Origin of the sequence: Microbulbifer okhotskensis (assembly GCF_023895975.1) — a bacterium.
Classification (GTDB): Bacteria; Pseudomonadota; Gammaproteobacteria; order Pseudomonadales; family Cellvibrionaceae; genus Microbulbifer; species Microbulbifer okhotskensis.
This window is the reverse complement of sequence record NZ_JALBWM010000014.1, coordinates 20,148-43,612: the sequence shown is the minus strand read 5'-3', so window position 1 is coordinate 43,612 and position 23,465 is coordinate 20,148. Positions and strand designations below refer to the sequence as shown.

Here is a 23,465-nt window from a genome sequence, read left to right as displayed (position 1 = left end):
GTCCCAACCCGTGCCGGACACAAGGCCCTCCGGCACATCCCGATAGTTGAAGTTGACCGGAGTGCCTAATGACCCCGCGCCTATCCCGCCAAAGGGCCCGACGCCTGTTGAGCCTCGCCCTGCTACTGACATCTACCCAGGCTCTAGGGACTGACGACACTAGCGCCGCGCAAAAAGAAGCGGTACCCCAAGCAACCAACCTGCAGCTAGATCAGCCAGTAATTACCGAACTGGGGCCCCCTGCCGGCGTAAAACCCGCAGCGGCAAACACTCCAAGGGCAGCAGACAGCGCTGAGGACATTTCTCTACCGCAGGCAGAAAACCTGCAACTGGATCAGCCTATTCAGGAGCTGGACCCGCAGCCCGTGGCAAAAGACGAAACTGCGCCCGCAGCAGTAGCTGAGACGAAAGCAGTAAACGCGCAAGCTGAACTGCCAGAACCCGGCACAATTTCCCTGGTACCGGGAAAAATCGCCAAGCCACTGCGCTTACTCGGAGCGGAAATTCCCCCCGCTACCTCTACGCGTCTGGCCTGGTCGCCCAGCCAACATTTTGAAGGCGTCTACAGCCCTACTGCGGTATTGGTGGTCAATGGAGCCAAGCCCGGCCCAGTATTATGTCTCACTGCCGCAGTACACGGCGATGAACTGAATGGCGTGGAGACAGTGCGAAGAGTGATGTACGACCTCGACGCCGACCACTTGAGCGGCGCTGTTATTGGCGTCCCCATCGTAAACTTGCAGGGCTTTCATCGAGGCTCCCGCTACCTAACCGATAGACGCGATTTAAACCGACATTTTCCCGGCGACCCCGATGGCTCCTCTGCTTCGCGAATTGCCAATTCGTTTTTCCACGAAGTCATCAGCCGCTGCAACGCGGTCGTGGACCTGCATACCGGTTCTTTTTACCGCACCAATTTACCGCAGCTGCGCGGTGATCTGAGCAATCCTAAAGTGGTTAAAATGACCCAGGGTTTCGGGTCAACAGTCGTGCTGCACAGCGCTGGAGCCAAAGGCACTCTGCGCCGCGCCGCCGTCGAGGCCGGCATCCCCACCGTCACTCTGGAAGCCGGAGCCCCCATGGTGCTCGACGAATTATCGGTAAGCCACAGCGTGAAAGGTATCCGCACCCTGCTCAACCAACTGGGCATGGTAAGCAAATTTCGCCTCTGGGGAGACCCAGAGCCCGTCTATTACACCTCCACCTGGCAGCGGACTTCGACCGGCGGGGTTATTTTCAGTGAAGTACAACTGGGGGAATTTGTACGCAAAGGGGATCTTTTGGGTACTGTCACCAATCCGATCACCAATGTGCGCACGGAAATTCGCTCGAAACACAACGGCCGCATTCTCGGTATGGCCCTGAATCAGGTCGTGCAGCCAGGTTTCGCCGCCTATCATATCGGCCTACAGGCACCCCAGGAGCAAATCAGTTCGCCGCAGGAAGTGGTGGCAGAGGAGTCGGTGGCGGACAAATCCCAGAGCAAAGCACCCGCCACTCCAAATACTACCCAGGCACCGACTGAAGGAGAGGAGTAAATTCGTACCTTATCTATCACTAACCCGATCAACCACGGTCACCTCAGGCTTTGCCAGAGGTTCGGGTTGCAGGGTGATATGCTCGATATCGAAGCGCTTACCCAAGGTTTCCCGCAAGCGCTCCAATACCCTGGGCCAAGCCAGTAAGTCGTCAACCACGATATGGGCGGACAGGGAAATAGTGCTGGAATCCAAGCGCCAGATATGCAAATCGTGTACAGAACGCACGCCTGTCACATTCACCAGTGTCTCACCCACTACCGGCAAACTGAGCTCTCTCGGCACCCTCTCCATTAATACATCCACTGCATCCCTCAACAAACGGATACAGGAAAAAAGAATTAACAGACTAATCAACAGAGAAAGCAGGGGATCGATAGGCACCCAGCCGGTGAAATAGATCACCGCACCGGAAGCCAGTGCCGCGATAGAGCCCAGCATATCGCCCATTACATGCAGTAGGGCTCCACGAATATTAAGGGTCTGCTCACCCTTCAACAGAACCCACGCCGCCAGAATGTTAACCATCAGGCCCGCAGCCGCAATTAACATTACGGTGCCGCCGTGCACCGGCTGTGGATTGCGTAACCGATCGATGGCCATAAAGGAAATTCCGACAACTATCAGCAACATGATCAAGCCGTTAGTAACCGCTGCCAGGACCTCTGCCCGCCCCCAGCCAAAAGACAGCTCCCGGTCAGCCGGCTTCTTCGCCAACACCGCGGCTATAGCCCCCAGTGCCAGGGCGAAAGTATCGGTCAGCATATGGGCTGCGTCGCCGAGGAGTGCCAAGGAGCCAGACAACCAGCCGCCTATCGCTTCGACAATTGAAAACCCCAAGGTTAGGATCAGTGCAATAATCAGCGGGCGCAAAGCCCCATTGCCATTGCGGTGATGGACGTGATCGTGCATTCACTCACTCCGTTGAATTCCAGGACAGCTACCTAAGTAATCTATTTTTGCCCTAACGTAATCCGCTCCCAGCCGGAGTAATCCCTACGACTGGCAACCCCCTTAAATCCCACTGCCGTAAAGATTTCCCGCACACGGTCGGCCTGCTGCCAGCCGTGCTCAACCATAAGCCAGCCATCCTCTTCCAGATAGTCGCCAGCCACTGCTGCAATATGCTCGATATCCGCCAACCCCTGCCGCTCTGCCACCAGAGCAGAGAGCGGCTCAAAGCGCACATCCCCCTGACCCAAATGGGGGTCAGAGGCATCGATATAGGGAGGGTTGCTCACAATCAGGGAAAAAGGCTGTTGCTCCAGACTGGAAAACCAATCACTCTGGATCATCTCGACATTTTTCAGGGCGAGTCTGCGACGATTCTCTTCAGCAAGGGCAAGAGCTGCGGGTGATTTTTCTGCGGCAATAATTTGCCAAGCAGGCTTTTCCGATGCCAATGCCAATGCAATAGCACCACTGCCGGTGCCCAGGTCCAACACCCGCAGTCTTTGCTGGGGAAAAAATTCCAACGCAGTCTCTACCAGTAATTCAGTATCTGGGCGAGGGATCAGAGTTGATGGGTCTACTTTGAGCGGCAGCGACCAAAACTCGCGCTCACCGATCAAATGTGCCACTGGCTCCCCCGCTTGGCGGCGTTGCAGCAATTGTTCGAATCGTTGCTGTTCGACAGCAGTCAGCTCATATTCTGGCCAGGTGTAAAGCCAAGTGCGCTCGCGACCCAGCACACTGCCGAGCAACAATTCTGTATCCAGACGCGCACTGTCGCTCGCTGTTATCTCGGCGCAGCGCGCGATATTTTCCTTGACGCTGGTCATGAGGGAAACCTATGGCATCGCCGCCCTGGGCAGCGCAATAATTCGAGGTTACTGACCTAATGCGGCCAACTGATCCGCTTGGTATTCGGTGCGTAAGGGCCCGACCACTTCTGCGAGTGCTCCCTGCATCACCTCATCGAGTTTATAGAGCGTAAGACCAATGCGGTGGTCGGTAACTCGGCCCTGAGGGTAATTGTATGTACGGATTCGCTCTGAGCGATCACCGCTGCCCACCAGGCTCCTGCGGGCATCGGAAATTTCCTGAGCCGCTGCATTTTCCTGCTCAGTATTGAGCTTGGCCTGCAGCAACGTCATCGCCTTGGCTTTGTTTTTATGCTGGGAACGCTCATCCTGGCACTCCACTACAATACCGCTGGGAATATGAGTCAAGCGCACCGCCGAATCGGTTTTGTTAACGTGCTGACCACCAGCTCCCGATGCACGGTAGGTATCCACACGCAAGTCGGCTTTGCTAATTTCAATTGCGTCGCGCTCATCGGGCTCCGGCATCACAGCCACAGTGCAAGCGGAGGTGTGGATGCGCCCCTGGGATTCGGTTTCCGGAACCCGTTGCACCCGGTGCGCACCGGATTCAAACTTTAATTTTGCGTAAACATCCTCACCGGCAACGCGGGTAATAATCTCTTTATAACCGCCGTGTTCACCGATATTTTCGCTGACAATTTCTATGCGCCAACCCTGCTTTTCTGCATAGCGGGAGTACATACGGAACAAATCACCGGAGAAAATTGCAGCCTCATCGCCACCGGTTCCAGCGCGAATTTCCAAAAATACATTTTTTCTGTCGTTGGGGTCGCGAGGAAGCAGTAACGTTTGCAGCTCTCGCTCCAAAGGCTCAATCTGGGCTTCTGCCTCGCGCAGTTCTTCCCTGGCCATTTCACGCATTTCAGGATCACTTTCCTGAAGCATCTCCCGCGCCGCAGCCATATCTTCCTGCAATTGCTTATAACTGCCGTAGCATTTGACTACTTCTTCCAGCTCAGCATATTCCCGCGAAAGATCACGGAACTGATTCTGATCGGCAATGACTTCCGCATCACCTAGCAGCGCAGAGACTTCTTCATGGCGCTCCTGCAGATTGTCCAGTTTGTTCAGTAACGACTCTTTCATTGTTGTTTTTTCTCTGATTCGATATCGGTGAGATCATCCAAGCCGACAATCTCGCGAGCGATACGCAAACGCTCAAGGTCGCCCTCCGCAGTCGCTTTTTTCAGGCTGACGGTAGGTGCATGAATTAATTTATTGGTAAGAGAGCGAGCCAGTTGCTCCATCAACCGTCGCGGGTCCTCACCCTTGTCCAGCTGTAGCAGTACCCGCTCAAGCTCGGCGCTACTCACTTTTTGCGCCCGCTGACGATAGCTGCGGATGCTATCCACTGCTCCGAGAGAACGGCTATCCTGGGTAAACTCAGCCGCGGCCGCAGTAATAATTTCCCGAGCTGCCTCCGCCGCTTTCTCGCGGGAACGCTTGCCCTCATCAATAACTCCGCGCAGGTCGTCCACCGTGTAGAGATAGACATCGTCAAGCTCTCCAACTTCAGATTCGATATCCCGTGGTACCGCAATATCCACCATAAACATGGGCCTGTGGCGGCGCTTGCGCAGTGCCGATTCAACCGCGCCCTTACCCAGAATCGGTAACTGGCTGGCGGTGGAGCTAATCACAATATCCGCGCGCGCCAGATGTTCGGGAATATCGGCAAGTAAAATCGCCTCAGCACCGAAGCTCTCTGCGAGCAATTCTGCGCGGCTTAGGGTGCGATTGGCCACAATTACCTGCTTGACCCCCTGATCCAATAGGTGGCGAGCGACCAGTTCAACCGTTTCTCCTGCACCGATCAACAGTGCCGTCTGTTTTTTCAGGTCAGTAAAAATGCGTGAGGCCAGGGAAACTGCGGCATAGGCAACGGAGACAGGGTTTTCACCAATGGCCGTTTCGGTACGCACCTTCTTAGCCACAGTAAATACCCGCTGGAAGACCCGGTGCAACTCGCTGCCAACACTGCCGGATTCCCGCGCCACCGCGTAGGCGGACTTGATCTGCCCGAGAATCTGCGGCTCCCCCAGCACTAACGAGTCAAGGCCACAGGCGACGCGCATCATATGGCGCACGGCCTCCTCCTCGCTGTAGACATAGGCACAGCTCTTCAGCTGCTCCAGCGGAACCTGATGGTATTCCGACAGCCACTGCAGCAGCGGCTCTGCCTCCACGCTACCGTAAATTTCAGTGCGATTGCAGGTCGAGAGGATTGCCAGTTCGCGGCAACCCAGTGCTGCGCGCGCATCTCCCAGTGCGCCCGGCATCACCTCAGGAGCAAAAGCCACCCGTTCGCGCACCTCCACCGGCGCGCTATCGTGGTTGATACCCAGGGTAAGAATTGGCATAGACTTCCGTTAACATTAAATCTTGATAGGCGGAAACCGCACAGGGGCGCATTTTCACGGGCAGCCGCCTCCCTTGCAAGCGCATGAGCCAGTTATATTCTCCGCCGATTTGGTGCAGATCCCCAAGCCCCCCCCATTCGAAACCCGATTCACAGCTAGAATTATATGGCGATAATCGTTTAAAACACGCCAACTGTATCCAGCTTTCCTTCAGCGACAACGTATGGAAACGATCTATGCTCCCACCTCGCGCAAAACACTCCACATGCATGCCGTTCGGCCTACTGGCCAAATTTTCAGCACTCCTGTTGACCGCCTTGGCGCTAACCGCCTGTGCACAGGTCCAGGCCCCTGCGGCGCCAGAGGAAGGCCTGACAGGCGCCACTATCGAAACACGCAGCCTGAAAACCATGGAGTCAAATCCAGCGGAGGCCAAGGCCTTTCCCATTGACACTTTTTACACCCTGTTGGTTGCTGAGGTGGCCGGTATCCGGGAACAATACGATGTCGCCCTAGCCAATTACTACCACCAGGCGGAAGTCACCAAAGATGCCGGTGTCGCTGCCCGCGCTACCAGAATTGCACGCTTTTTAAACGCTCGCCAAGCCGCTTTGCGTTCGGCTCAGCTCTGGGCGGAGTTGGAACCGCAAAATGCTGAAGCTCAACTGGCCCTTACCGCAGAACTGACCTTGGCGGGCAAACTGCAAACCGCCTTGCTCCACGCGAAAAAAACGCTTGAACTCGGCGGCCGCCCCCCCCTGCAGTCTCTCGCAGCAACTGCCATTGCCCACGAACAACTAACCGAGCAATTAAGGCAAGAATTCTCCAGGCTGGCCAAAGATTACCCCCTCGACGATGAGGTCGTACTCAGTTACGTCATGGTGCTGCGCGACGAGAAGAAATTTTCGCACGCCCTGTCGCTGGTGCGCCGTATCCAGGAGCGTCATCCAGACCAACTCGATGCACCGCTGCTTGAGAGCCACCTGTTGGTTGATCAGGGGAAACGCAAAGAAGCCATCTCTCTGCTCGAGCGACTTGTCAGCATTCACCCCTCGGAAAGCCGCCTGCGCCTGCAATATGCACGCCTGTTAATCCGCGAGGATCTTACCCTGGCACGCCAACAGTTCGCCAAATTGGTTGCCCAGCGCCCAAATGATGGCAACCTGATTCTGTCCCTGGCTCTAATTCAATACGAGACCAATCAGGTGGAAGAGGCAACATCGCTATTTGCAAAGCTGCTCGAATTAGAACAGCACGAGTCAGCTGCGCATTTTTATCTGGGCGGTATTGCTGTAAAAGCAGGGGATTTTTCTAAAGCCATCGAACATTTCCGCAAAGTGGGACCCGGAAGCGACTATGTAGAAGCTATTACTCGCGGCACCGAGTTACTGGCAAGCCTGGGCCAACATCGGGTTAATCAGGACTGGTTTAATACATTGAGAGAAAAACACCCACAACAAGAAGAACATTTTTACCTGATGGAGGTCGAAATACTTCGTAAAAGCGGCGAGCCCAGCATAGCGCTTGAACGGGTGGAGCAAGCCCTGCAAACCAATAGTACCAGTGGCCGCTTAATGTACACTCGGGCATTACTGCACGACCAACTCGGCAATGCGCAGCAATTCGAAAAGGATCTCAGAAACCTACTGGAAAAAAACCCCGATAACGCCACCGTACTCAATGCACTCGGCTACAAACTGATTGAAGATAAATCCCGGCATACCGAAGCCTATGAACTGATTAGCCGCGCCCTCGAACTCGAGCCAGAAGACCCGGCCATTATCGACAGTATGGGGTGGATAGAGTACCGTCTGGGCAATTACAGTGCCGCAGAAAAATATCTGCGACAGGCTATGGAAAAACTGCCCGATCACGAAATTGCCGCGCACCTTGGCGAAGTGCTTTGGGCTCAAGGCGATCTCGAAGCGGCTCTGGCAGTGTGGAAGAAAGGCCTGCTACTCAATCCCCACAGCAAGATTATTCCGGCAGCGATGAAGCGCCTGCAAATCAAAGATTCAGTGGAACAACATGCATCAGACAATTGAGAAAACAATAGCCCGAAAATTCCATTGGTTACTACTGGCAAGTCTGGCCCTGCTAATTTCCGCCTGCGCCGGACAGAAAACCAAAGAGCAACCCGAGAAACCGGGCTCAACCGTTGAAAACAATGCACCTCAAACAGTAGTAGAGTTCACCCAATGGAATCTCAAAGGCAAATTGGGAGTCCGCTCACCCAAGGAAAACGGCAGTGCCAACCTTGCATGGCTGCAGGGCGGCGCAGAGAATTTCCGCCTGCACTTGAGCGGCCCCCTCGGTGCCGGCACTACCATAATTACCGGTTCAGCGGGCGGTGTCAGCCTAGTGCGCGGCGGCCAACCCCCCATCTACGCACGCAACCCTGCGGAACTCACCCAGGAGGCACTCGGCTGGCCATTGCCGGCTCGCGAAATGTTTTATTGGGTGCGAGGTTTACCGGCGCCCGGTGCGAAAAACGGTGAACAGCGCAACGCCCAGGGGCAGCTGCAAAGCTTGCAACAATCTGGCTGGGCACTGACTTTTAGCGACTACCGCAGCGAGGGCTCCTTCATGTTGCCAGCGCGAATCAAAGCGCAAACCAATGGCCCCGCCGGGCCGGTGTTGGTCACTTTGGTAATCAAAGACTGGGGTTTATAAATGCCGAAAAGGCAGCATGACGGTATTATGGCGGCTCTGTAACTAACACACCCGATTTCGCCCCATGCTGCTGACACTACCCGCCCCCGCAAAACTCAACCTGATCCTTCGTGTTCTCGGTCGCCGCCCAGACGGTTATCACGAATTACAAACTTTATTCCAACTACTCAATTACGGCGACTCCCTGGAATTCAGTGAAAACTCCGCTGGCACTATCACTGTCGATGCCGGTAGTTTGGAGGTGGCCGAGGAAGACAACCTGGTTTTTCGCGCGGCCCAGCTGTTGCGCCAGCACGTCAAACCCCAACTGAAGCGTGTACCCGGCGCACATATTCGCCTGATAAAAAACCTGCCCCACGGCGGTGGTATCGGTGGTGGCAGCAGCGATGCGGCAACAACCTTATTGGGACTCAACCAATTATGGCGATGCCATTTATCAATCGATCAGCTGGCTGAAATCGGCCAGCAGTTAGGCGCAGACATCCCCGTTTTTGTTCGCGGGCGTACCGCTTGGGCCGAGGGCATCGGTGAAAAATTAACCCCAATTACAACCGATGAACGCCACTATCTAGTGATCTCTACGGGTTGCGAAGTAAGCACTGCGAAAATTTTTCGCGATTCACGTTTGACAAGGGATTCCGTCGCAATTACATTAGCGGCCCTTCGCGAGGGACAGCTCAACGAGATGTCTCTGAGCAGTGCAAAACTGGAAGCACTTTCCGGTAACGACTGCCAGAAACTGGTAGAGAAGCTCTACCCTGAAATTCGCGATGCCAGAGAGTGGCTAGAGCAATTCGCTCCGGCGCAACTCACCGGCTCAGGAGGCTGCATTTTTGCAGCATTCCCTTCGGCACAGGCAGCCCTTAAGGTGTTTGCCAAGCTGCCGAAAGGATGGAAGGGATTTACAGCGGCAGGTGTACTGGTTTCGCCCACACATCGAGCGCTGTCGAAAATATCCTCGAGCGGTAGAGGAAACACGAGTGGGGCGTAGCCAAGCGGTAAGGCAGCGGGTTTTGATCCCGTCATGCGAAGGTTCGAATCCTTCCGCCCCAGCCAATTTCTCTATTTGCAATGGCGCAACCACAAACTGGTCCCGACATGCTTCAGTCAGCGCTGATCCAACCGGCCCAGGCCATTCGCACAGGGCTTAGCAAAGCCTCTCCCCAATTTTTTAAGAATCCTGTAAGCAGAATTGATCGCAAGCCCCTAACGGCTGTGCAGATGCATCCAAAAATCCGCAACAAACCTATGGGTGAAGGGGGAAACGGTGCGCTTGCCAGCACAAAAGTGTTGCAGAAAAAGCCCTGACAGCTAGCAAAATGCAGGCATCTACACTTCAACTCACTTCAAGACAGAATTAAAGGAACTCGCAGTGGCTGACTTAATGGTCTTTACCGGCAACGCAAACCCGGAACTGGCGCAGAAGGTTGTCGACCATATGGCGATCCCCCTGGGTGAAGCCACGGTTAAGCGCTTCTCCGACGGCGAGATTGCAGTAGAAATTACCGACAACGTGCGCGGCCGCGACGTTTTCGTGGTGCAATCCACCTGCCAACCTACTAATCGCAACCTGATGGAACTGATCCTGCTGGTAGACGCCCTGCGCCGCGCCTCCGCCGGTCGCGTCACTGCCGTAGTTCCCTACTTTGGCTACGCCCGCCAGGACCGCCGGGTAAGATCCCAGCGTGTACCCATTTCCGCAAAAGTGGTTGCCGATATGATGGTGAGCGTGGGTATTGACCGCGTTCTGACCGTCGACCTGCACGCAGAGCAAATTCAGGGTTTCTTCGACGTACCTGTGGATAATGTTTACGGCTCCTCTGTACTCCTGGACGATATCGAGCGCCAGAAGTACCAGAATATGGTCGTCGTTTCCCCGGATATCGGCGGTGTTGTACGCGCCCGCGCCGTGGCCAAAAGCCTTGACTGCGATCTGGCCATCATCGACAAACGCCGCCCGGCTGCCAACGTTGCCGAAGTGATGAATATTATTGGTGAAGTCAGCGGCCGCACCTGCCTACTGGTAGACGACATGGTCGATACTGCCGGTACCCTGTGCAACGCAGCCAATGCCCTGAAGGAGCATGGCGCCGAAAAGGTCGTAGCTTATTGCACGCACCCAGTGCTATCCGGCAACGCCATCAGCAACCTTAACAACTCCGTTTTGGACGAGCTTGTAGTTACCGACTCAATCCCCCTGCTCGACAAGATAGATAAGGCCCCCAAGATCCGCCAACTGACCCTGGCGGCAATGCTGGCCGAGTCCATGCGCCGCATCAGTAATGAGGAATCTCTCTCCGCGATGTTCCGATAAGGAGCCCGGTCCGGAGATCCCAACACCCCAAATACCGGGGCTTTGCCTTTAGCGCTGATTCCCGTAGAATACGCGCCCGCCCGGTACTGCCGGGCAATTACTTTTGGGCCCAAGCCCAATTTACTTTAATGCCAGAGCGGTCCGGTCGCAGGTCACTCTGGACAGACAACCCGAGGTTTATCCCATGTCTGATATCAAACTGAACGCCATTGCCCGCAGTGATGAAGGGAAAGGTGCGAGCCGCCGCCTGCGTCGCCTGGAAGGCCGTGTACCCGGCATCATTTACGGCGGCGAAGCAGAGCCTGCTTCCATCTCTGTAATGCACAAAGACCTGAGCAAAGCCCTGGAAAACGAAGTTTTCTTCTCCTCCATGCTGACTATTGACGTAGACGGTAAAGAAGAAAAAGTCATCCTGCGCGACCTGCAGCGTCACCCGGCCAAAGCCCTGCTGCTACATATCGACTTCCTGCGCGTATCCGCCAATACCAAAGTACATGTAAAAGTCCCCCTGCACTTCCTCAACGAAGACAGCAGTAAGGGCGTCAAGGCTGGCGGTATCGTTTCTCACACCCTGACCGAACTGGAAATTAACGCTCCAGCCGGCAAGCTGCCTGAGTTTATCGAAGTCGATCTGGCCGATCTGGATATGGACGGTGTCCTGCACATCTCCGACCTGAAACTGCCAGAAGATGTTGAGTCTGCAGACTTGAGCCACGGTGAGAACCACAACCTGGTTGTAGCTTCTATACACAAGCCTCGCGGCGCTGTAGAAGCCGAAGGTGAAGCTGGCGAAGGCGAAGAGTAATCGTCTTGGCTGCGGCACCGGATACCCCGATCCAGTTAATTGTCGGCCTGGGCAACCCCGGGCCTGAATATGACCGGACACGGCATAACGCCGGTGCCGACTTTGTTGTCGAGCTGGCCCGCCAACACGGCGCTCAGCTCAGCCTCGACAGCAAATACCACGGCCTTACTGGCCGTGTGCGGATCGGTAGTCAGGATATCCGGCTGCTGATTCCCACTACCTACATGAATCGCAGTGGCCAATCTGTCGGCCCGCTGGCGAACTTCTTCAAGATTCCCCCGGAAGCCATTTTGGTCGCTCACGATGAGCTGGACCTGGCCCCCGGTATCGCACGCCTGAAAGCTGGCGGCGGCCACGGCGGGCACAACGGCCTACGGGACATCATTCCCGCACTGGGCAATAACCGGAACTTTATGCGCCTGCGACTCGGTATCGGTCACCCCGGCAGCTCGAGTGAAGTGGCCCGGTTTGTACTCCAACGAGCCCCCCGGGCGGAACAGGAAACACTGGCTGACGCGATCGATCGCGCGATCGACGTAACACCCACCGCCGCTTCCGGCGACTGGGGCGCAGCCATGAAAACGCTGCACACCACTAAATAGATCCCTCCGGTCGGCTTGCCTTTTGCCCCGGAAATATCGATAGTGTGCTGCGCCAAATTGCCGGTATTTTCCCGGCTGGCCCGGATCATTGGTGGCCGCGATACCCCCGCCCACCCAAACTCCCGCCAGCGCAATCACTACCGGATCTCAAACGCAATTAGCAGTGCGCGCGGTGCGCGCCTCAGGCAAACGGAAAAATATCACCATGGGTTTTACTTGCGGCATTGTCGGCCTGCCTAATGTGGGCAAATCCACCTTATTCAACGCACTGACCAAGGCAGGAATCGATGCAGAGAACTTCCCTTTCTGCACCATCGAGCCCAATGCCGGCATCGTGCCGGTGCCGGATACCCGCCTCGATAAGCTGGCAGAAATCGTCAAGCCAGAGAAAGTGATTCCAACCACAATGGAGTTCACCGACATCGCCGGCCTGGTTGCAGGCGCCTCCAAAGGTGAGGGTCTGGGTAACAAGTTCCTAGCCAACATCCGCGAGACCGATGCCATTGCCCACGTTGTGCGCTGCTTCGAAGATGACAATGTGATTCACGTGGCCAACCAAGTTCATCCGGTAGCTGATATCGAAGTGATCAATACCGAGCTGGCCCTGGCCGACCTGGATACCGTTGACAAGGCCCTGCAGCGTTTTACCCGCGCAGCCAAGGGGCAGGATAAGCACGCCATCAAGATGAAGGCGCTGCTGGAGAAGATACAGCCGCACCTGGATGAAGCCAAACCGCTGCGCTCCTTCGAGTTATCCGAAGACGAACTGGCAGACCTGCGCGAGCTGAGCTTACTCACGATTAAGCCCACTATGTACATCGCCAACGTCGACGAAGATGGCTTCGAGAACAACCCACACCTGGACGCAGTTGCCGCGATTGCCGCGGAAGAAAACGCGGTACTGGTTCCTATTTGTAACAAGCTCGAAGCAGAAATTGCCGAGCTGGAAGACGATGAGAAGCAGGAATTCCTGGAAGAACTGGGTATGGAAGAGCCAGGCCTGAATCGTGTTATCCGCGCAGGCTACCAGCTACTCGGCCTGCACACTTACTTTACCGCCGGCGTTAAAGAAGTCCGCGCCTGGACCATTCCGCTGGACGCCACCGCACCGAATGCGGCCGGCAAGATCCACACTGATTTTGAAAAAGGCTTTATCCGCGCCGAAGTGATCAGTTACAGCAACTTTGTGGATCACAACGGTGAGGCCGGAGCCAAAGACGCCGGTAAATGGCGCCTGGAAGGCAAGGATTATGTTGTCGCAGATGGCGACGTCATTCACTTCCGCTTCAACGTCTAAACCCCTCCCCTTTTTCACCTCCCTACCTCGGGGAGGTGACCCCAGCAGCGTAAAACCCATGGCGCCATCAAACTGGAAAATCGGCCTGCCCCTGGCTCTGGTTACGGTATTTATGTGGGCAGCACTACCCATTGCTCTCAAAGGGCTGCTCGAGCATATCAGTCCCGGAACAGCGACCTGGTTTCGCTTTGCCGGTGCAGCACTGCTGGCCGGAATTTATTACGGCCAGGCGCGACGCTTGAAACTTCGCCCGCTATTTAGCCGCGCACTGCTGCCCTTCACGCTCCTAGCCGTTACCGGCCTTCTGGTGAACTATCTCGCTTACGCCAGTGGGCTGCATTACATCACTCCTGGCGCCGCGCAGGTGGTCATTCAGCTGGCTCCTCTACTCCTCCTGATCTCCAGCGTGCTATGGCTGGGAGAGCGCTTCTCGCTGCGCCAGTGGGGCGGCGTGGTACTGGTGGTGATTGGCCTGCTGCTGTTTTTTAACCAGCGCCTGGACGGCTTGGTCAGTGGTGCGGGAAGTGATTACACGCTGGGGCTCGGCTATATATTGATCGCCGCCATCACCTGGGCAGTTTATGGCTTTTTCCAGAAAAAAATACTGAGCCGCGCCACACCCCAAGACTTGCTGGTAGTAATTTACATCGCCGGCACCCTTTGTTTCCTGCCAATGGCAGAGCCCATGAAAGTCGTCCACCTGGACTGGTTAGAATGGGGGTTACTCGCGTTTCTCACCGCCAACACCTTGATCGCCTATGGTGCCTTCAGTAAAGCCCTGGCCCACTGGGAGGCATCCAGTGTTAGTGCCACCCTGTCTTTGGTGCCAGTGATCACTCTGCTATTTAGCACACTGGTCAGCGGTATCTGGCCGAACTATATTGCCGTTGAGCCTCTCAACTGGATCAGTTGGACTGGAGCTGGCACAGTGGTAGTAGGCTCAACCCTCGCGGCTATCCGATCCAAGCGTCGATCCAAGCACTCCCAGGGTTCAGATAAAAAATCGCTAACTAACTGAAAAGAATACAGAAAAGGTGTTGACACACTCAGCACATCGACTGATAATGCGCGCCCTCGGTACAGCCGAGGCAACAAATTGAAATGGCAAGGTAGCTCAGCCGGTTAGAGCGCAGCACTCATAATGCTGAGGTCGGGAGTTCGAGTCTCCCCCTTGCTACCATTTCAAACCACAGAGACTATTCTTTGTGAATCTTGAAAGTGGGGCGTAGCCAAGCGGTAAGGCAGCGGGTTTTGATCCCGTCATGCGAAGGTTCGAATCCTTCCGCCCCAGCCATTTTCCCGAATTATCTAGCAGGCCCATCTCTGGGCAGCACTTCAAAAAATCATTGATACTAATAACCTCAAATAATTGAAATGCACCGGTGTACGCTTCACTTATCCACAGGTTTGCGCGAGAAACTACTCAGCAGTCTGGACTAGCACTGCGTCGACTTCAGTGGATTTACTCTCCCCCTCCGAACCCCTTGTATCCCCAGACGATCTATCGCCACGCTCACGGCGCAAACCTAACGCGCGCAACCCCTCAAATCCCGCCAGGCAACACAACAGCGCCAGCAACACCAGATAACCGCCATACCCCTGCAGTGCCTCCCCTACTGATATGCAGGTCCACAGCAGCTGCACAACACACAAGAAGGCCACAATAAGAAGTGTGGGCTTGCGCCCCAGCAGACTTACCGCAAAAACCCCCAGTGGTGCCCCCAGGGCCACAACCGGCGCTGCCGCCAACCAATTGCCAAATACGTCCGGCTGCCAATCGCCCGTCAATGATTTCACCCCTACGCCGAGCACTGAGCAAAATGCCATAACCACCACAGAGGTGGGTATAGCTACCTTTAGGTCCACACGACTCAATAACACCAGCGCCGCATACACCAACATATCGACACCGACACCCGTTACCGCGACCACACAAAAACCGGCAAAAGCACCGAGCAATAAACCCACTCGGAAATCAGTTGGGCACTGAGGATCGCCCGAATACTCGCAATCGGTAATTTCGCCGAGCCGATACAGATGAAACACACCAAAACTACCCCACAGGACGGCAAAGGAAAGCTTCACCCACAACTCAGGCACCAAAGGCGCAAACCACAATATGCCCATCGGCGTTGTCAGTAGAGCGCCCAGCAGGGCCCCTCGCAACATGGACCAGGCCAACGGCTGGCGGCGGCAGAAAATAAAAATGCTCGCGCTGACCATGCCTATCGACTGAACGGCAAAGCTGAAGTCGCGACCGAGACTGGCCGGCATATCGAACAACAGCACTAATACGGGAAACCCGATCGTGCCGCCGCCCATCGGCGTAGATCCTGCCGCATAGCTGCCAAGCGCCATAGCAAGCGCCATAGACCCGTGTTCCAATGCCAGGGTCAAGTTATCTCCCTGAACGATCAGGAACAGCCACACGCCATAAAAAAGAAGCAGCCAGGCAAACCAATAGCGGAGAGAGTGCTGCGCTAGGTATCTCATCTTATTATTCGTGAACTAAAAAAACAGAGGGGGCTAATAGTGGTACGAGTGTCGGAAGGGATCAAGGCGGGATCTAAAGTACTGATACTCAAGTCCCAATTACCGGTACCGTAAGAATAGCCCGGCAACCTAAATTACCGGGCGCTTTGGCATTAGTTCAGGCGTTTCTTGCGGATCAAATTTTGAACCTGCATGGAGGACATCATGGAAGCGTAGATCGCCGGCAGTGCACCGCGCTTACGCAGCTCCAGGAAGTCCTCACCGGACAGGCCGTTCAACTTTTCTTCGTCAATAACAAAGAAACCGGTCAGGTCATAAGGCTTGTCGTCTTCGTTGACGCGCAGGGTCAGCTTCTTCTGAACGAGTAGATCCTTGGATACCAGGAACTCAATGAACGATTCGGTTACCGCTACACGCTGGGCAGTTTCAACCACGGCCTGGGCGCGGTTCTTCAAGTAGTCAGTCTGCTCGCCTTCGCCATCAAACAGTGGCTCACCACCGGATTCACCCAACATCTTGGATTCTTCGTCGATACAAAGTACTGCCTGATCGGCATTGTCTGGATTCTTCACCAGAACGAACGGGTAGGTGCGAACCTGCAAAGGAACATAGCTACCATTCCAACCCTCAGCACCAGAGAACAGATTTTCACCGGGGCGCAGGCCGGTCAGTGCAACCACTTTGAATTGTTCAGTATTTTGATCTTTGACGAACAGGATCGGATAGCTCTGGGCTGCCTGTACGATCTCCTGAACCACCAGCGGCAGAATGTGATTACCGCTTACATGGTCAAAAGTGATGTCTTGAGTAAGTTTCAGGCCGGAATGCGCCTTCTTATCCAAAGCTTTGATCTGTGCCATAAGTACAACTCCTAGCTACTTTTATAGTTACTTAATTTTCAGAGATACCCTAACGTACCACTCTTTGTGCGCATTAACGATGACAAGCGCCCTCCGGTAATCACCGGAACCAAACCCCGCATTAAACAGGTAAGAAGGCCAACTGGCAAACAAAGCCCACCTCAAACTCCTCAAAGGCAAATTTATTTTGACAACCTCCGTCTATATAAGACTATCGAACCAATAAGAATCTCCAACATCAGATTCAATATCTTGCAAGCTCGCATCCAATAGGGTTCGACTGTTTTCGGCGTGGCAGTCAGCCCTATTCTCCGCTGAACAGCTATCGTAATAACTGTGGATTTTTATACATAACAGACAGCTGTCACCCGTTAATACAGCCTGCAACAGAGCTTCACAATCAATGATGAGCCTGATATTTCTGATGTACTTAGCGGCAATGGCGCTGGCCATAAGCAACCACCGCCCACTGGCTATAGTGACATTTGTCTTCGTATTAACGCTGAGTGTTGCATGGCTGGGTTTTCATTCCACTGATACTCTGGATATCCTTCTTTAAGAAAGGAAAGGTATGGACGGGACATTTCGCAATCTGAACGCCCTGGGCATGGTTATCATCTGCGGCGTACTCGCTCTAACCGAATACTTTCAACTAATCGGCGGGGAAATGCCCTGCCCACTCTGCCTGCTACAGCGCGCCGGATTAGTCGGGGTACTCTTCGGCCTGCTGCTAAACCTGATCTATGGCCCTCGCCCCCAACACTACAGTCTAGCCATGCTAGCGGCACTATTGGGTGCCGCCACCGCTCTGCGGCAGATCAGCCTGCATGTGATACCTGGAACGCCGGGCTACGGTGGCCCTTTAATGGGATATCACTATTACACCTGGGCATTCCTTCTCTTCTGCCTGATCATTACTGGTATCGCTATTATCAGTGCGTTTGAAAAACAATATAAAAAACCGACATTCATCAGCTTTCGCAATCAGAGCCAACCAGGCAAAACGGCTATAGTTATCACTTTTGCCATAGTGGCCACAAATATCCTGGTAACCTTTGCTGAATGTGGCCCAAGCATCTGCCCAGATAACCCTGACGATTACTGGCTTTTTGGATTTTATCGAACCCTGTGAAATCAAGAAAAAGGAGCGCACCAATTATTGGACGCCCCACCGTAATGCTGGAAAAAATAGAAAATCAAAAAGAGCTGACGAAACCCTTTGCTCTCAAACGCACCTTATTCTTTCCTTTGCCAAGAAAACAATAGACATTTGAGAGCGATATTTAGCGCTACCTGAGTTCCACTTTAAATTACCCCTTAACCATAATTGTCGATAGCGCCTCTCCGCTTAAGTAGCACTTACAGCATGACCGACTCTCGCTTCATTACCCGGCCCCGGCTGCTCTGGTACCAATTGCGCCAACCCAAGGGAAATTAGGGCCATAAAGGACCCGGCAAGGAACACCATAGACGGGGAAGTGAGCCAAAGCAGACCAAATAATACAGGGATAATAACTGCAGCAATATGATTAATAGTAAAGCTGACCCCAGCCGAGGCAGCAATATCACGTTCATCGACAATTTTCTGAAAATAGGTCTTAATCGCAATCGCCATGGAGAAGAACAAGTGATCAATAATATAGAGCGCCGCCGCTAACATGGCACTTTCTACCAATGCATATCCGGCAAAGACCAGTATTAAGCCTATGTACTCCAGAGTGAGAATACGGCGTTCTCCAAACCGCACTATGAACTGGCCTATTTTGGGCGCGATATATAAATTGAGTAAGTGATTTACGGTATAGAGCGCGGCAATTTCACTCACGCTATAGCCAAATTTTTCCACCATTAAAAATCCGGCAAAGACAATGAAAATCTGTCGGCGGGCGCCGCCCATCATGGTCAGCACATAATAAAGCCAGTAGCGTTTTCGCAACACCAGATGTTTGCGCTGACAATGACGCTGTGGAAATTGCGGAAAAAGTATCCAGGCCGACAAAGCAATCACTATCGTGGCTCCACCACCTACCAGGTAAATCCAGGAATAATCCAAATCCACCAGATTTATCAGGCACCATACCAAAGCATAAGCCACTAGCGCCGCAAACGAACCCGCCGCAGCCATACGCCCCATCCAGATGGCCGAAGTCTGTTTGGGAAACCACTGCAGAGCAAGGGAGGTCTGTAAGGTCTCATAAAAATGAAAACCGATCGACATCAACAGTGTTGTGAGCAGTAAGCCGGTGAGTGATGGGAAAAACCCTGTGAGCATTACGCCTATTCCGGTCACAATCAGTGACAACAGCGCCAGCCGCTGCTCGCGGATAAGCAGCAAAACAAAGATCACAGTAAAAGCGAGGAAACCGGGAATCTCCCGAACACTCTGCAGCAAACCAATATCCACCCCGGTAAATGAAGCCTTGGCGATCACAAAATTATTGAGCAGAGTGTTCCAGACCGCAAAGGAGAGTGGCATTGAAGCCGCCAGAATCAGTAACAGAACCTCTGGCCGGCGAAGACGTTGTAACATTAATGAGCTCCTATTGCAGATGAGGCAATATACGCTCTCAGCAATAGACTGTAAAACCAAGAAAATCGTTTATATCTTGATATCCTGTATTCAATTCCACAGTGCTCGGCGGGTATACACCAATTGAAATTTAGTGCCAACTTCAGCCAACTTCAGCCAACTTCAGCCAACTCAAAAGCAAGCCTATCATAGCCTACCCAAACGATTTTTTATGGAAGTTCCATTTATTTTTAAGCGTTTAGTTCTTCCGTAACACGCCCAAATTTCTACTCAATTGAGAATTGATGACCAATATCACAAGTCCTTTGCTAGGCGCATTCATCTGCCAATAACTCCTTTTCCCTTTGCCTGACTTCAAGCTGTAAAGAGCCCCGCTTTATTAGCCTATGCTTTACCGACCCTAAAGTGGAGCTCTCACCCAGTCGACCTCCACTAGGCCAACAATAAGATACCTTTCAGGAGCCAGGAAATGTCTACTAACATCAATCTATTGTCCGCTTGTCAGCTTATAACACTAATTATCTGCCTCTGCGCTCTAGGACCTGCTGTTTCTTCAGCACAGGAAAACAGCCTACCTAGCCGGCTCTCCTTAAACGAGTGGAAAGTACCTTGGGAAGGACTTCCCAGGGACCCTCATGTAGATACCATCGGTCAGGTCTGGTTCTGCGGGCAAGCCGGTAATTACATTGGCCGATTCGCGCCCTCAAACCAGCAATTTAAAAAGTATGAGGTGCCTGAGGGAACACACCCACATAATCTGATTGTGGATAAGCAAGGTCAGGTTTGGTACGCCGGTAACCGCAATGCCCACATTGGACGCATGGATCCCAAGAACGGAAAAATTCGACAATATCCCATGCCCCAAGGCGTCGCCGATCCACACACACTGGTGCTTAATCAGCAGGGCAATATCTGGTTCACCGCTCAACAAAGCAATCGTATCGGCCTGTTAAATGTGAGTAATGGACAGGTGCAGGTCGCCACACCGCCAACGGCCAATGCCCGCCCTTATGGAATCAAAGTTGATGCCCAAGACCGCCCCTGGATAGCCCTATTTGGCACCAATAAATTGGCCTGGGTAGATCCAACAAATATGGCAGTGACCGAAATCATCCTCCCCCGCCCTGATGCCCGCCCCCGCAGACTTGAGATAGATCCGAGCGGCAATATCTGGTATGTCGATTACACAGGCGGATATCTAGGTCGCTACTCCCCCAACAACAAGGAATTTAAAGAATGGAAACTCCCCACAGAAAGTCCCCGCCCCTACGGCACCGCACTGGACAATAAGGGGCAGCTATGGATTGCAGATACCGGAGAGATACCCAATATTCTCTTTGCCTTTGATACATCAAGCGAGAAATTCATCAGTAAAACGACAGTACCCAGCGGTGGGAATATTCGGTATATGTATTTCGACAATACAGACAACAGTTTTTGGTTTGGGGTTGATACCGGATATTTGGATCAAGGAAAGCCTGACAAATAGCTGAAAAATGGCAACAAATAGGATCAGGGAACACTTTCTGACACTCAATAAAAATTACAATAAGCAAGAGGGTCGAAGCCAATAAAGGGACAACCCCAATTAGCTTAACCTTCTTCGCTTTAGCCATCGGTATGCGGCTCAGTTTCGTCTATATACAGAAAACGAAACCATCCATCATATAAAATACGCTGAAAATTGTGTGCTTCTCCTAGCTATGAAGAGTGGAATTTTGAAGGTTTTAAAACCAATGTTTCCAACTTTCGTCGAGCGGTAAAGCTTAAATAATCGATTGGCGCCCCTTCCAGCCTAAAAACATTGTCAACGAATGTTAGATTACAACCTCTGAGTATAGCGGCATGAAGATTTGTGCCCCCTCATAGACATCCATCACATGCCTTTTGGCTAGCTGAAGAACTGATTCATGGTAGAGTTCAACCTCTAGCTACACCGCCGTGTCAAGCGGTCCCACACCACTGCTTTTATTTATCCAGTGGATTGTGTTGGCCAATCGTTTAATGGTGTTTGAAATAGGCAAATTGCGGGGGGCAATTCCGTCCCCTGCACTACTGACCAAGGATAAAGGTCACCGGCAATGAGTGAGCGCTTACTTAACCTCGATACCCTGCGGGGATTGGCTGCTATTTTAGTTGTTTGGCAACACGGTAGTGAAGTATTTATTCACAATCCCGAGCTAGCCCACCAGGGCATGGTACTGGCGAGCTTTATCAGCCAGGTTGATTTCGGCAAAATTGGGGTTCTTTGCTTTTTCTTAATATCCGGGTTTGTCATTCCACACAGTATGCTCGCAGCGAATCGATCTCTAAAAAACTTTGCGATTCGCCGTTTCTTCCGGCTGTATCCAGCCTACTGGGTATCACTCACTGTCGCCACCGTCTTGGCATGGCTGCTCCACGATCAGATTTTACCTGCGTCCACTATACTGGCGAACACGACGATGCTGCAGGGGCTGCTGGGTTTTGGAAATGTGCAGCTGCTGTACTGGACTCTTACCGCTGAACTGATCTTCTATTGCCTATGCGCAGTAATGTTTGCCCAGGGACAATTGGGAAGTCCGAAAAAACTGTTACTGCTATGCTGGGGCGGCCTGTCTCTGTTTATCAGTTTACAGCTCCTGGAGCAATCGGCAACTCACCACTTTCAATTCCCCACCTACATTATTTACCTCCCATTTGCTATTGCCGTCATGTTTTGCGGTGCCTTGATAAGGTACAACTATGAAACCAACACGGGTCGTCATTACACGCTCTGGGCTGTAGCTTCCACTTTTTCCATTCCCCTATTGGTGTGGGGGCTGTATATCCTCGGGTGGCCAATCAGTGATGACCCCATTCGCTTTGCACTATCGCACCTGATCGCCCTGGGAATTTTCCTGATGACTGTATCAATCCCCTTTAGACCCCTGCGATTTATGGCGAGCGCCGGAACAATCAGCTATTCCATTTACTTGTTTCACTTGACAGTGGTGTACTTAATGAAGTGGGCGATGTCTCAACCTTGGGGCGAAATGTTTATTGGATACCCTCTGGCCATTTACTTGGCAGTAACGACTGCGGTCAGCCTTGCATTGGCAGGCTTCATTTATCGATTTATCGAAAGGCCTTTTATCCGTCTTGGGCGCGTTCTCAGCGGTGATCCCCTTACTTTCGAAAACGCCCATAAAAAGAAGGGCTATAAAATTATCGCCAAAGCTTAGGGAGCCTCTGGACCCTTCTGTAATCTTTCTGCGGGGGGATCGTCGCCTGGGCATTCCCATCCAGGCGCTATTCATACCGGCAGATGTTGAGGTGGCCTCTTTTATAAAGGCTCTGTCAATAAATCGGTAAGGCAAACATCCGTAGACACGTCACAAATAATCAAGCACCGGCATGCTAGATTTTGAGCGCGAATATCTCTTTTCGGGTCAGCAGGATGCCGGAGCACATCCCCGGCCTTTTATTGGATTACTGAGCCCACAGTAAACTAACAGCAATGGTCCACATCATAATACCCACTAAAACATCGAGAACCTGCCAAGTTCTGGGGTTTTTAAACAGCGGTTGCATCATGCTGCCACCCACTGAAAGAAGAGTGAACCAGAGCAGTGACGCACTACAGGCTCCCAACACAAAGAACCAGGAGCTTTGCCCGGCGTACTGGGCCCCCACAGAACCGATAAGAACTACGGTATCCACATAGGCATGGGGGTTAAGCAGAGTTAGCGCTACCGCTGTGATCAGCGCGGAGCGACGGGATTTGATCCATTCTTTTTGGTCACTCAACCCTTTGTTGGTAAAAGCAGAACGGAAGGCCATGGCCCCGTAGGAAAAAAGGAAGGCCGCACCGAGCCAGGTAAGCCAGAGCATCCAGTGGCCACCGGCCTGCGCGAGATTGGCGACCAGAAACACACCAGCGGTAATCAGCGCAATATCCATCAGAACACACAGAGCCGCAATGCTAAAGTGATATTGACGGCGAATGCTCTGCGTCAATAAAAACGCATTTTGCGCCCCAATCGCCATAATCAAACTGATGGTGGTCAAAAACCCTTTTGCGAGCGGTGCCAGTAACAACCCCGAAACCACGATGCCTCCTTTAACTAACTCTATATTTTGGACTGCCCGCAGGGCTGCGGGCCTGATTGGTGGCGCGAGATTAAGAGGGAAACTATAATAAGTAAA

21 protein-coding genes and 3 tRNA genes are annotated in these 23,465 nt (G+C 53.0%); 16 read left to right on the top strand and 8 right to left on the bottom strand.

The annotated features are described in order from the left end of the window. Positions 1-68 precede the first annotated feature (68 nt). Positions 69-1,538 (top strand): succinylglutamate desuccinylase/aspartoacylase family protein, encoded by a 1,470-nt coding sequence (locus tag MO867_RS05390; protein ID WP_252465215.1) that lies wholly within the window; start codon positions 69-71, stop codon positions 1,536-1,538. Positions 1,539-1,547: 9 nt separating this feature from the next. Here the strand turns inward: MO867_RS05390 and MO867_RS05385 are convergent, their stop codons facing one another. Genes MO867_RS05385 through hemA form a run of 4 tightly spaced genes read right to left on the bottom strand, consistent with a single transcriptional unit; the run spans position 1,548 to position 5,724 of the window. Then, positions 1,548-2,450: a cation diffusion facilitator family transporter gene (locus MO867_RS05385; protein WP_252465213.1), complete on the bottom strand. Its 903-nt coding sequence runs from the start codon at positions 2,448-2,450 to the stop codon at positions 1,548-1,550. A 41-nt stretch (positions 2,451-2,491) separates the two neighbouring features. Continuing rightward, positions 2,492-3,319 carry a peptide chain release factor N(5)-glutamine methyltransferase gene (gene prmC / locus MO867_RS05380; RefSeq protein WP_252465212.1) on the bottom strand — a complete coding sequence of 276 codons (828 nt, stop codon included), beginning with the start codon at positions 3,317-3,319 and terminating at the stop codon, positions 2,492-2,494. A gap of 48 nt (positions 3,320-3,367) precedes the next feature. Continuing rightward, complete coding sequence (gene prfA / locus MO867_RS05375) at positions 3,368-4,450, bottom strand: peptide chain release factor 1 (protein WP_252465211.1); 1,083 nt, start codon at positions 4,448-4,450, stop codon at positions 3,368-3,370. Continuing rightward, on the bottom strand, positions 4,447-5,724 hold the full coding sequence (gene hemA, locus MO867_RS05370; protein WP_252465210.1) for a glutamyl-tRNA reductase: 1,278 nt from the start codon (positions 5,722-5,724) through the stop codon (positions 4,447-4,449). The genes prfA and hemA overlap by 4 nt, the downstream gene beginning before the upstream one ends. Positions 5,725-5,960: 236 nt before the next feature. On the opposite strand from hemA, the gene MO867_RS05365 reads away from it, so the two are divergent. The 11 genes from MO867_RS05365 to MO867_RS05315 all read left to right on the top strand — a co-directional run bounded on the left by MO867_RS05365 (position 5,961) and on the right by MO867_RS05315 (position 14,709). Further along, the gene (locus tag MO867_RS05365; RefSeq protein ID WP_252465209.1) at positions 5,961-7,769 is read left to right on the top strand and encodes a tetratricopeptide repeat protein; all 1,809 of its coding nucleotides are present in this window, start codon (positions 5,961-5,963) and stop codon (positions 7,767-7,769) included. After that, a complete protein-coding gene (gene lolB / locus MO867_RS05360) occupies positions 7,753-8,397 on the top strand; it encodes a lipoprotein insertase outer membrane protein LolB (RefSeq protein WP_252465208.1) in 645 nt (214 codons plus the stop codon). Before MO867_RS05365 ends, lolB begins: the two co-directional genes overlap by 17 nt. A gap of 64 nt (positions 8,398-8,461) precedes the next feature. Beyond that, on the top strand, positions 8,462-9,388 hold the full coding sequence (gene ispE, locus MO867_RS05355) for a 4-(cytidine 5'-diphospho)-2-C-methyl-D-erythritol kinase (protein WP_252465207.1): 927 nt from the start codon (positions 8,462-8,464) through the stop codon (positions 9,386-9,388). Further along, a tRNA-Gln gene (locus MO867_RS05350) sits at positions 9,379-9,453 on the top strand. Before ispE ends, MO867_RS05350 begins: the two co-directional genes overlap by 10 nt. Positions 9,454-9,781: 328 nt before the next feature. Next, positions 9,782-10,711: a ribose-phosphate pyrophosphokinase gene (locus MO867_RS05345; RefSeq protein WP_256473808.1), complete on the top strand. Its 930-nt coding sequence runs from the start codon at positions 9,782-9,784 to the stop codon at positions 10,709-10,711. 184 nt (positions 10,712-10,895) lie between these two features. After that, positions 10,896-11,516: a 50S ribosomal protein L25/general stress protein Ctc gene (locus tag MO867_RS05340; RefSeq protein ID WP_252465205.1), complete on the top strand. Its 621-nt coding sequence runs from the start codon at positions 10,896-10,898 to the stop codon at positions 11,514-11,516. Positions 11,517-11,521: 5 nt separating this feature from the next. Continuing rightward, on the top strand, positions 11,522-12,118 hold the full coding sequence (gene pth / locus MO867_RS05335; RefSeq protein WP_252465204.1) for an aminoacyl-tRNA hydrolase: 597 nt from the start codon (positions 11,522-11,524) through the stop codon (positions 12,116-12,118). A gap of 205 nt (positions 12,119-12,323) precedes the next feature. After that, entirely contained in the window at positions 12,324-13,415 is a 1,092-nt protein-coding gene (gene ychF / locus MO867_RS05330) for a redox-regulated ATPase YchF (RefSeq protein WP_252465236.1), read from the top strand. A gap of 58 nt (positions 13,416-13,473) precedes the next feature. Beyond that, entirely contained in the window at positions 13,474-14,433 is a 960-nt protein-coding gene (locus tag MO867_RS05325; RefSeq protein WP_252465203.1) for a DMT family transporter, read from the top strand. 85 nt (positions 14,434-14,518) lie between these two features. Then, positions 14,519-14,595, top strand: a tRNA-Met gene (locus MO867_RS05320). A 39-nt stretch (positions 14,596-14,634) separates the two neighbouring features. Next, positions 14,635-14,709, top strand: a tRNA-Gln gene (locus tag MO867_RS05315). Between the two features lie 125 nt (positions 14,710-14,834). Here the strand turns inward: MO867_RS05315 and MO867_RS05310 are convergent. Both MO867_RS05310 and MO867_RS05305 read right to left on the bottom strand, forming a co-directional pair. Next, positions 14,835-15,908: a sulfite exporter TauE/SafE family protein gene (locus tag MO867_RS05310; protein ID WP_252465202.1), complete on the bottom strand. Its 1,074-nt coding sequence runs from the start codon at positions 15,906-15,908 to the stop codon at positions 14,835-14,837. 152 nt (positions 15,909-16,060) lie between these two features. Beyond that, entirely contained in the window at positions 16,061-16,768 is a 708-nt protein-coding gene (locus MO867_RS05305) for a SapC family protein (RefSeq protein ID WP_252465201.1), read from the bottom strand. 403 nt (positions 16,769-17,171) lie between these two features. On the opposite strand from MO867_RS05305, the gene MO867_RS23925 reads away from it, so the two are divergent. Together MO867_RS23925 and MO867_RS05300 are read left to right on the top strand one after the other, a co-directional pair. Continuing rightward, a complete protein-coding gene (locus tag MO867_RS23925; protein ID WP_373565868.1) occupies positions 17,172-17,327 on the top strand; it encodes a DUF5993 family protein in 156 nt (51 codons plus the stop codon). A 12-nt stretch (positions 17,328-17,339) separates the two neighbouring features. Next, entirely contained in the window at positions 17,340-17,900 is a 561-nt protein-coding gene (locus MO867_RS05300) for a disulfide bond formation protein B (protein ID WP_252465200.1), read from the top strand. A 216-nt stretch (positions 17,901-18,116) separates the two neighbouring features. On the opposite strand, the gene MO867_RS05295 is transcribed toward MO867_RS05300, so the two are convergent. Beyond that, positions 18,117-19,298 carry an MFS transporter gene (locus MO867_RS05295; RefSeq protein WP_252465199.1) on the bottom strand — a complete coding sequence of 394 codons (1,182 nt, stop codon included), beginning with the start codon at positions 19,296-19,298 and terminating at the stop codon, positions 18,117-18,119. Between the two features lie 469 nt (positions 19,299-19,767). Here MO867_RS05295 and MO867_RS05290 point away from each other — a divergent pair, with 469 nt between their 5' ends. Together MO867_RS05290 and MO867_RS05285 are read left to right on the top strand one after the other, a co-directional pair. Further along, complete coding sequence (locus MO867_RS05290; RefSeq protein ID WP_252465198.1) at positions 19,768-20,787, top strand: Vgb family protein; 1,020 nt, start codon at positions 19,768-19,770, stop codon at positions 20,785-20,787. Between the two features lie 592 nt (positions 20,788-21,379). After that, positions 21,380-22,501 (top strand): acyltransferase family protein, encoded by a 1,122-nt coding sequence (locus MO867_RS05285; protein ID WP_252465197.1) that lies wholly within the window; start codon positions 21,380-21,382, stop codon positions 22,499-22,501. A gap of 247 nt (positions 22,502-22,748) precedes the next feature. Here MO867_RS05285 and MO867_RS05280 read toward each other — a convergent pair whose 3' ends face one another. Further along, the gene (locus tag MO867_RS05280; RefSeq protein WP_252465196.1) at positions 22,749-23,369 is read right to left on the bottom strand and encodes a LysE/ArgO family amino acid transporter; all 621 of its coding nucleotides are present in this window, start codon (positions 23,367-23,369) and stop codon (positions 22,749-22,751) included. Positions 23,370-23,465: the final 96 nt, after the last annotated feature.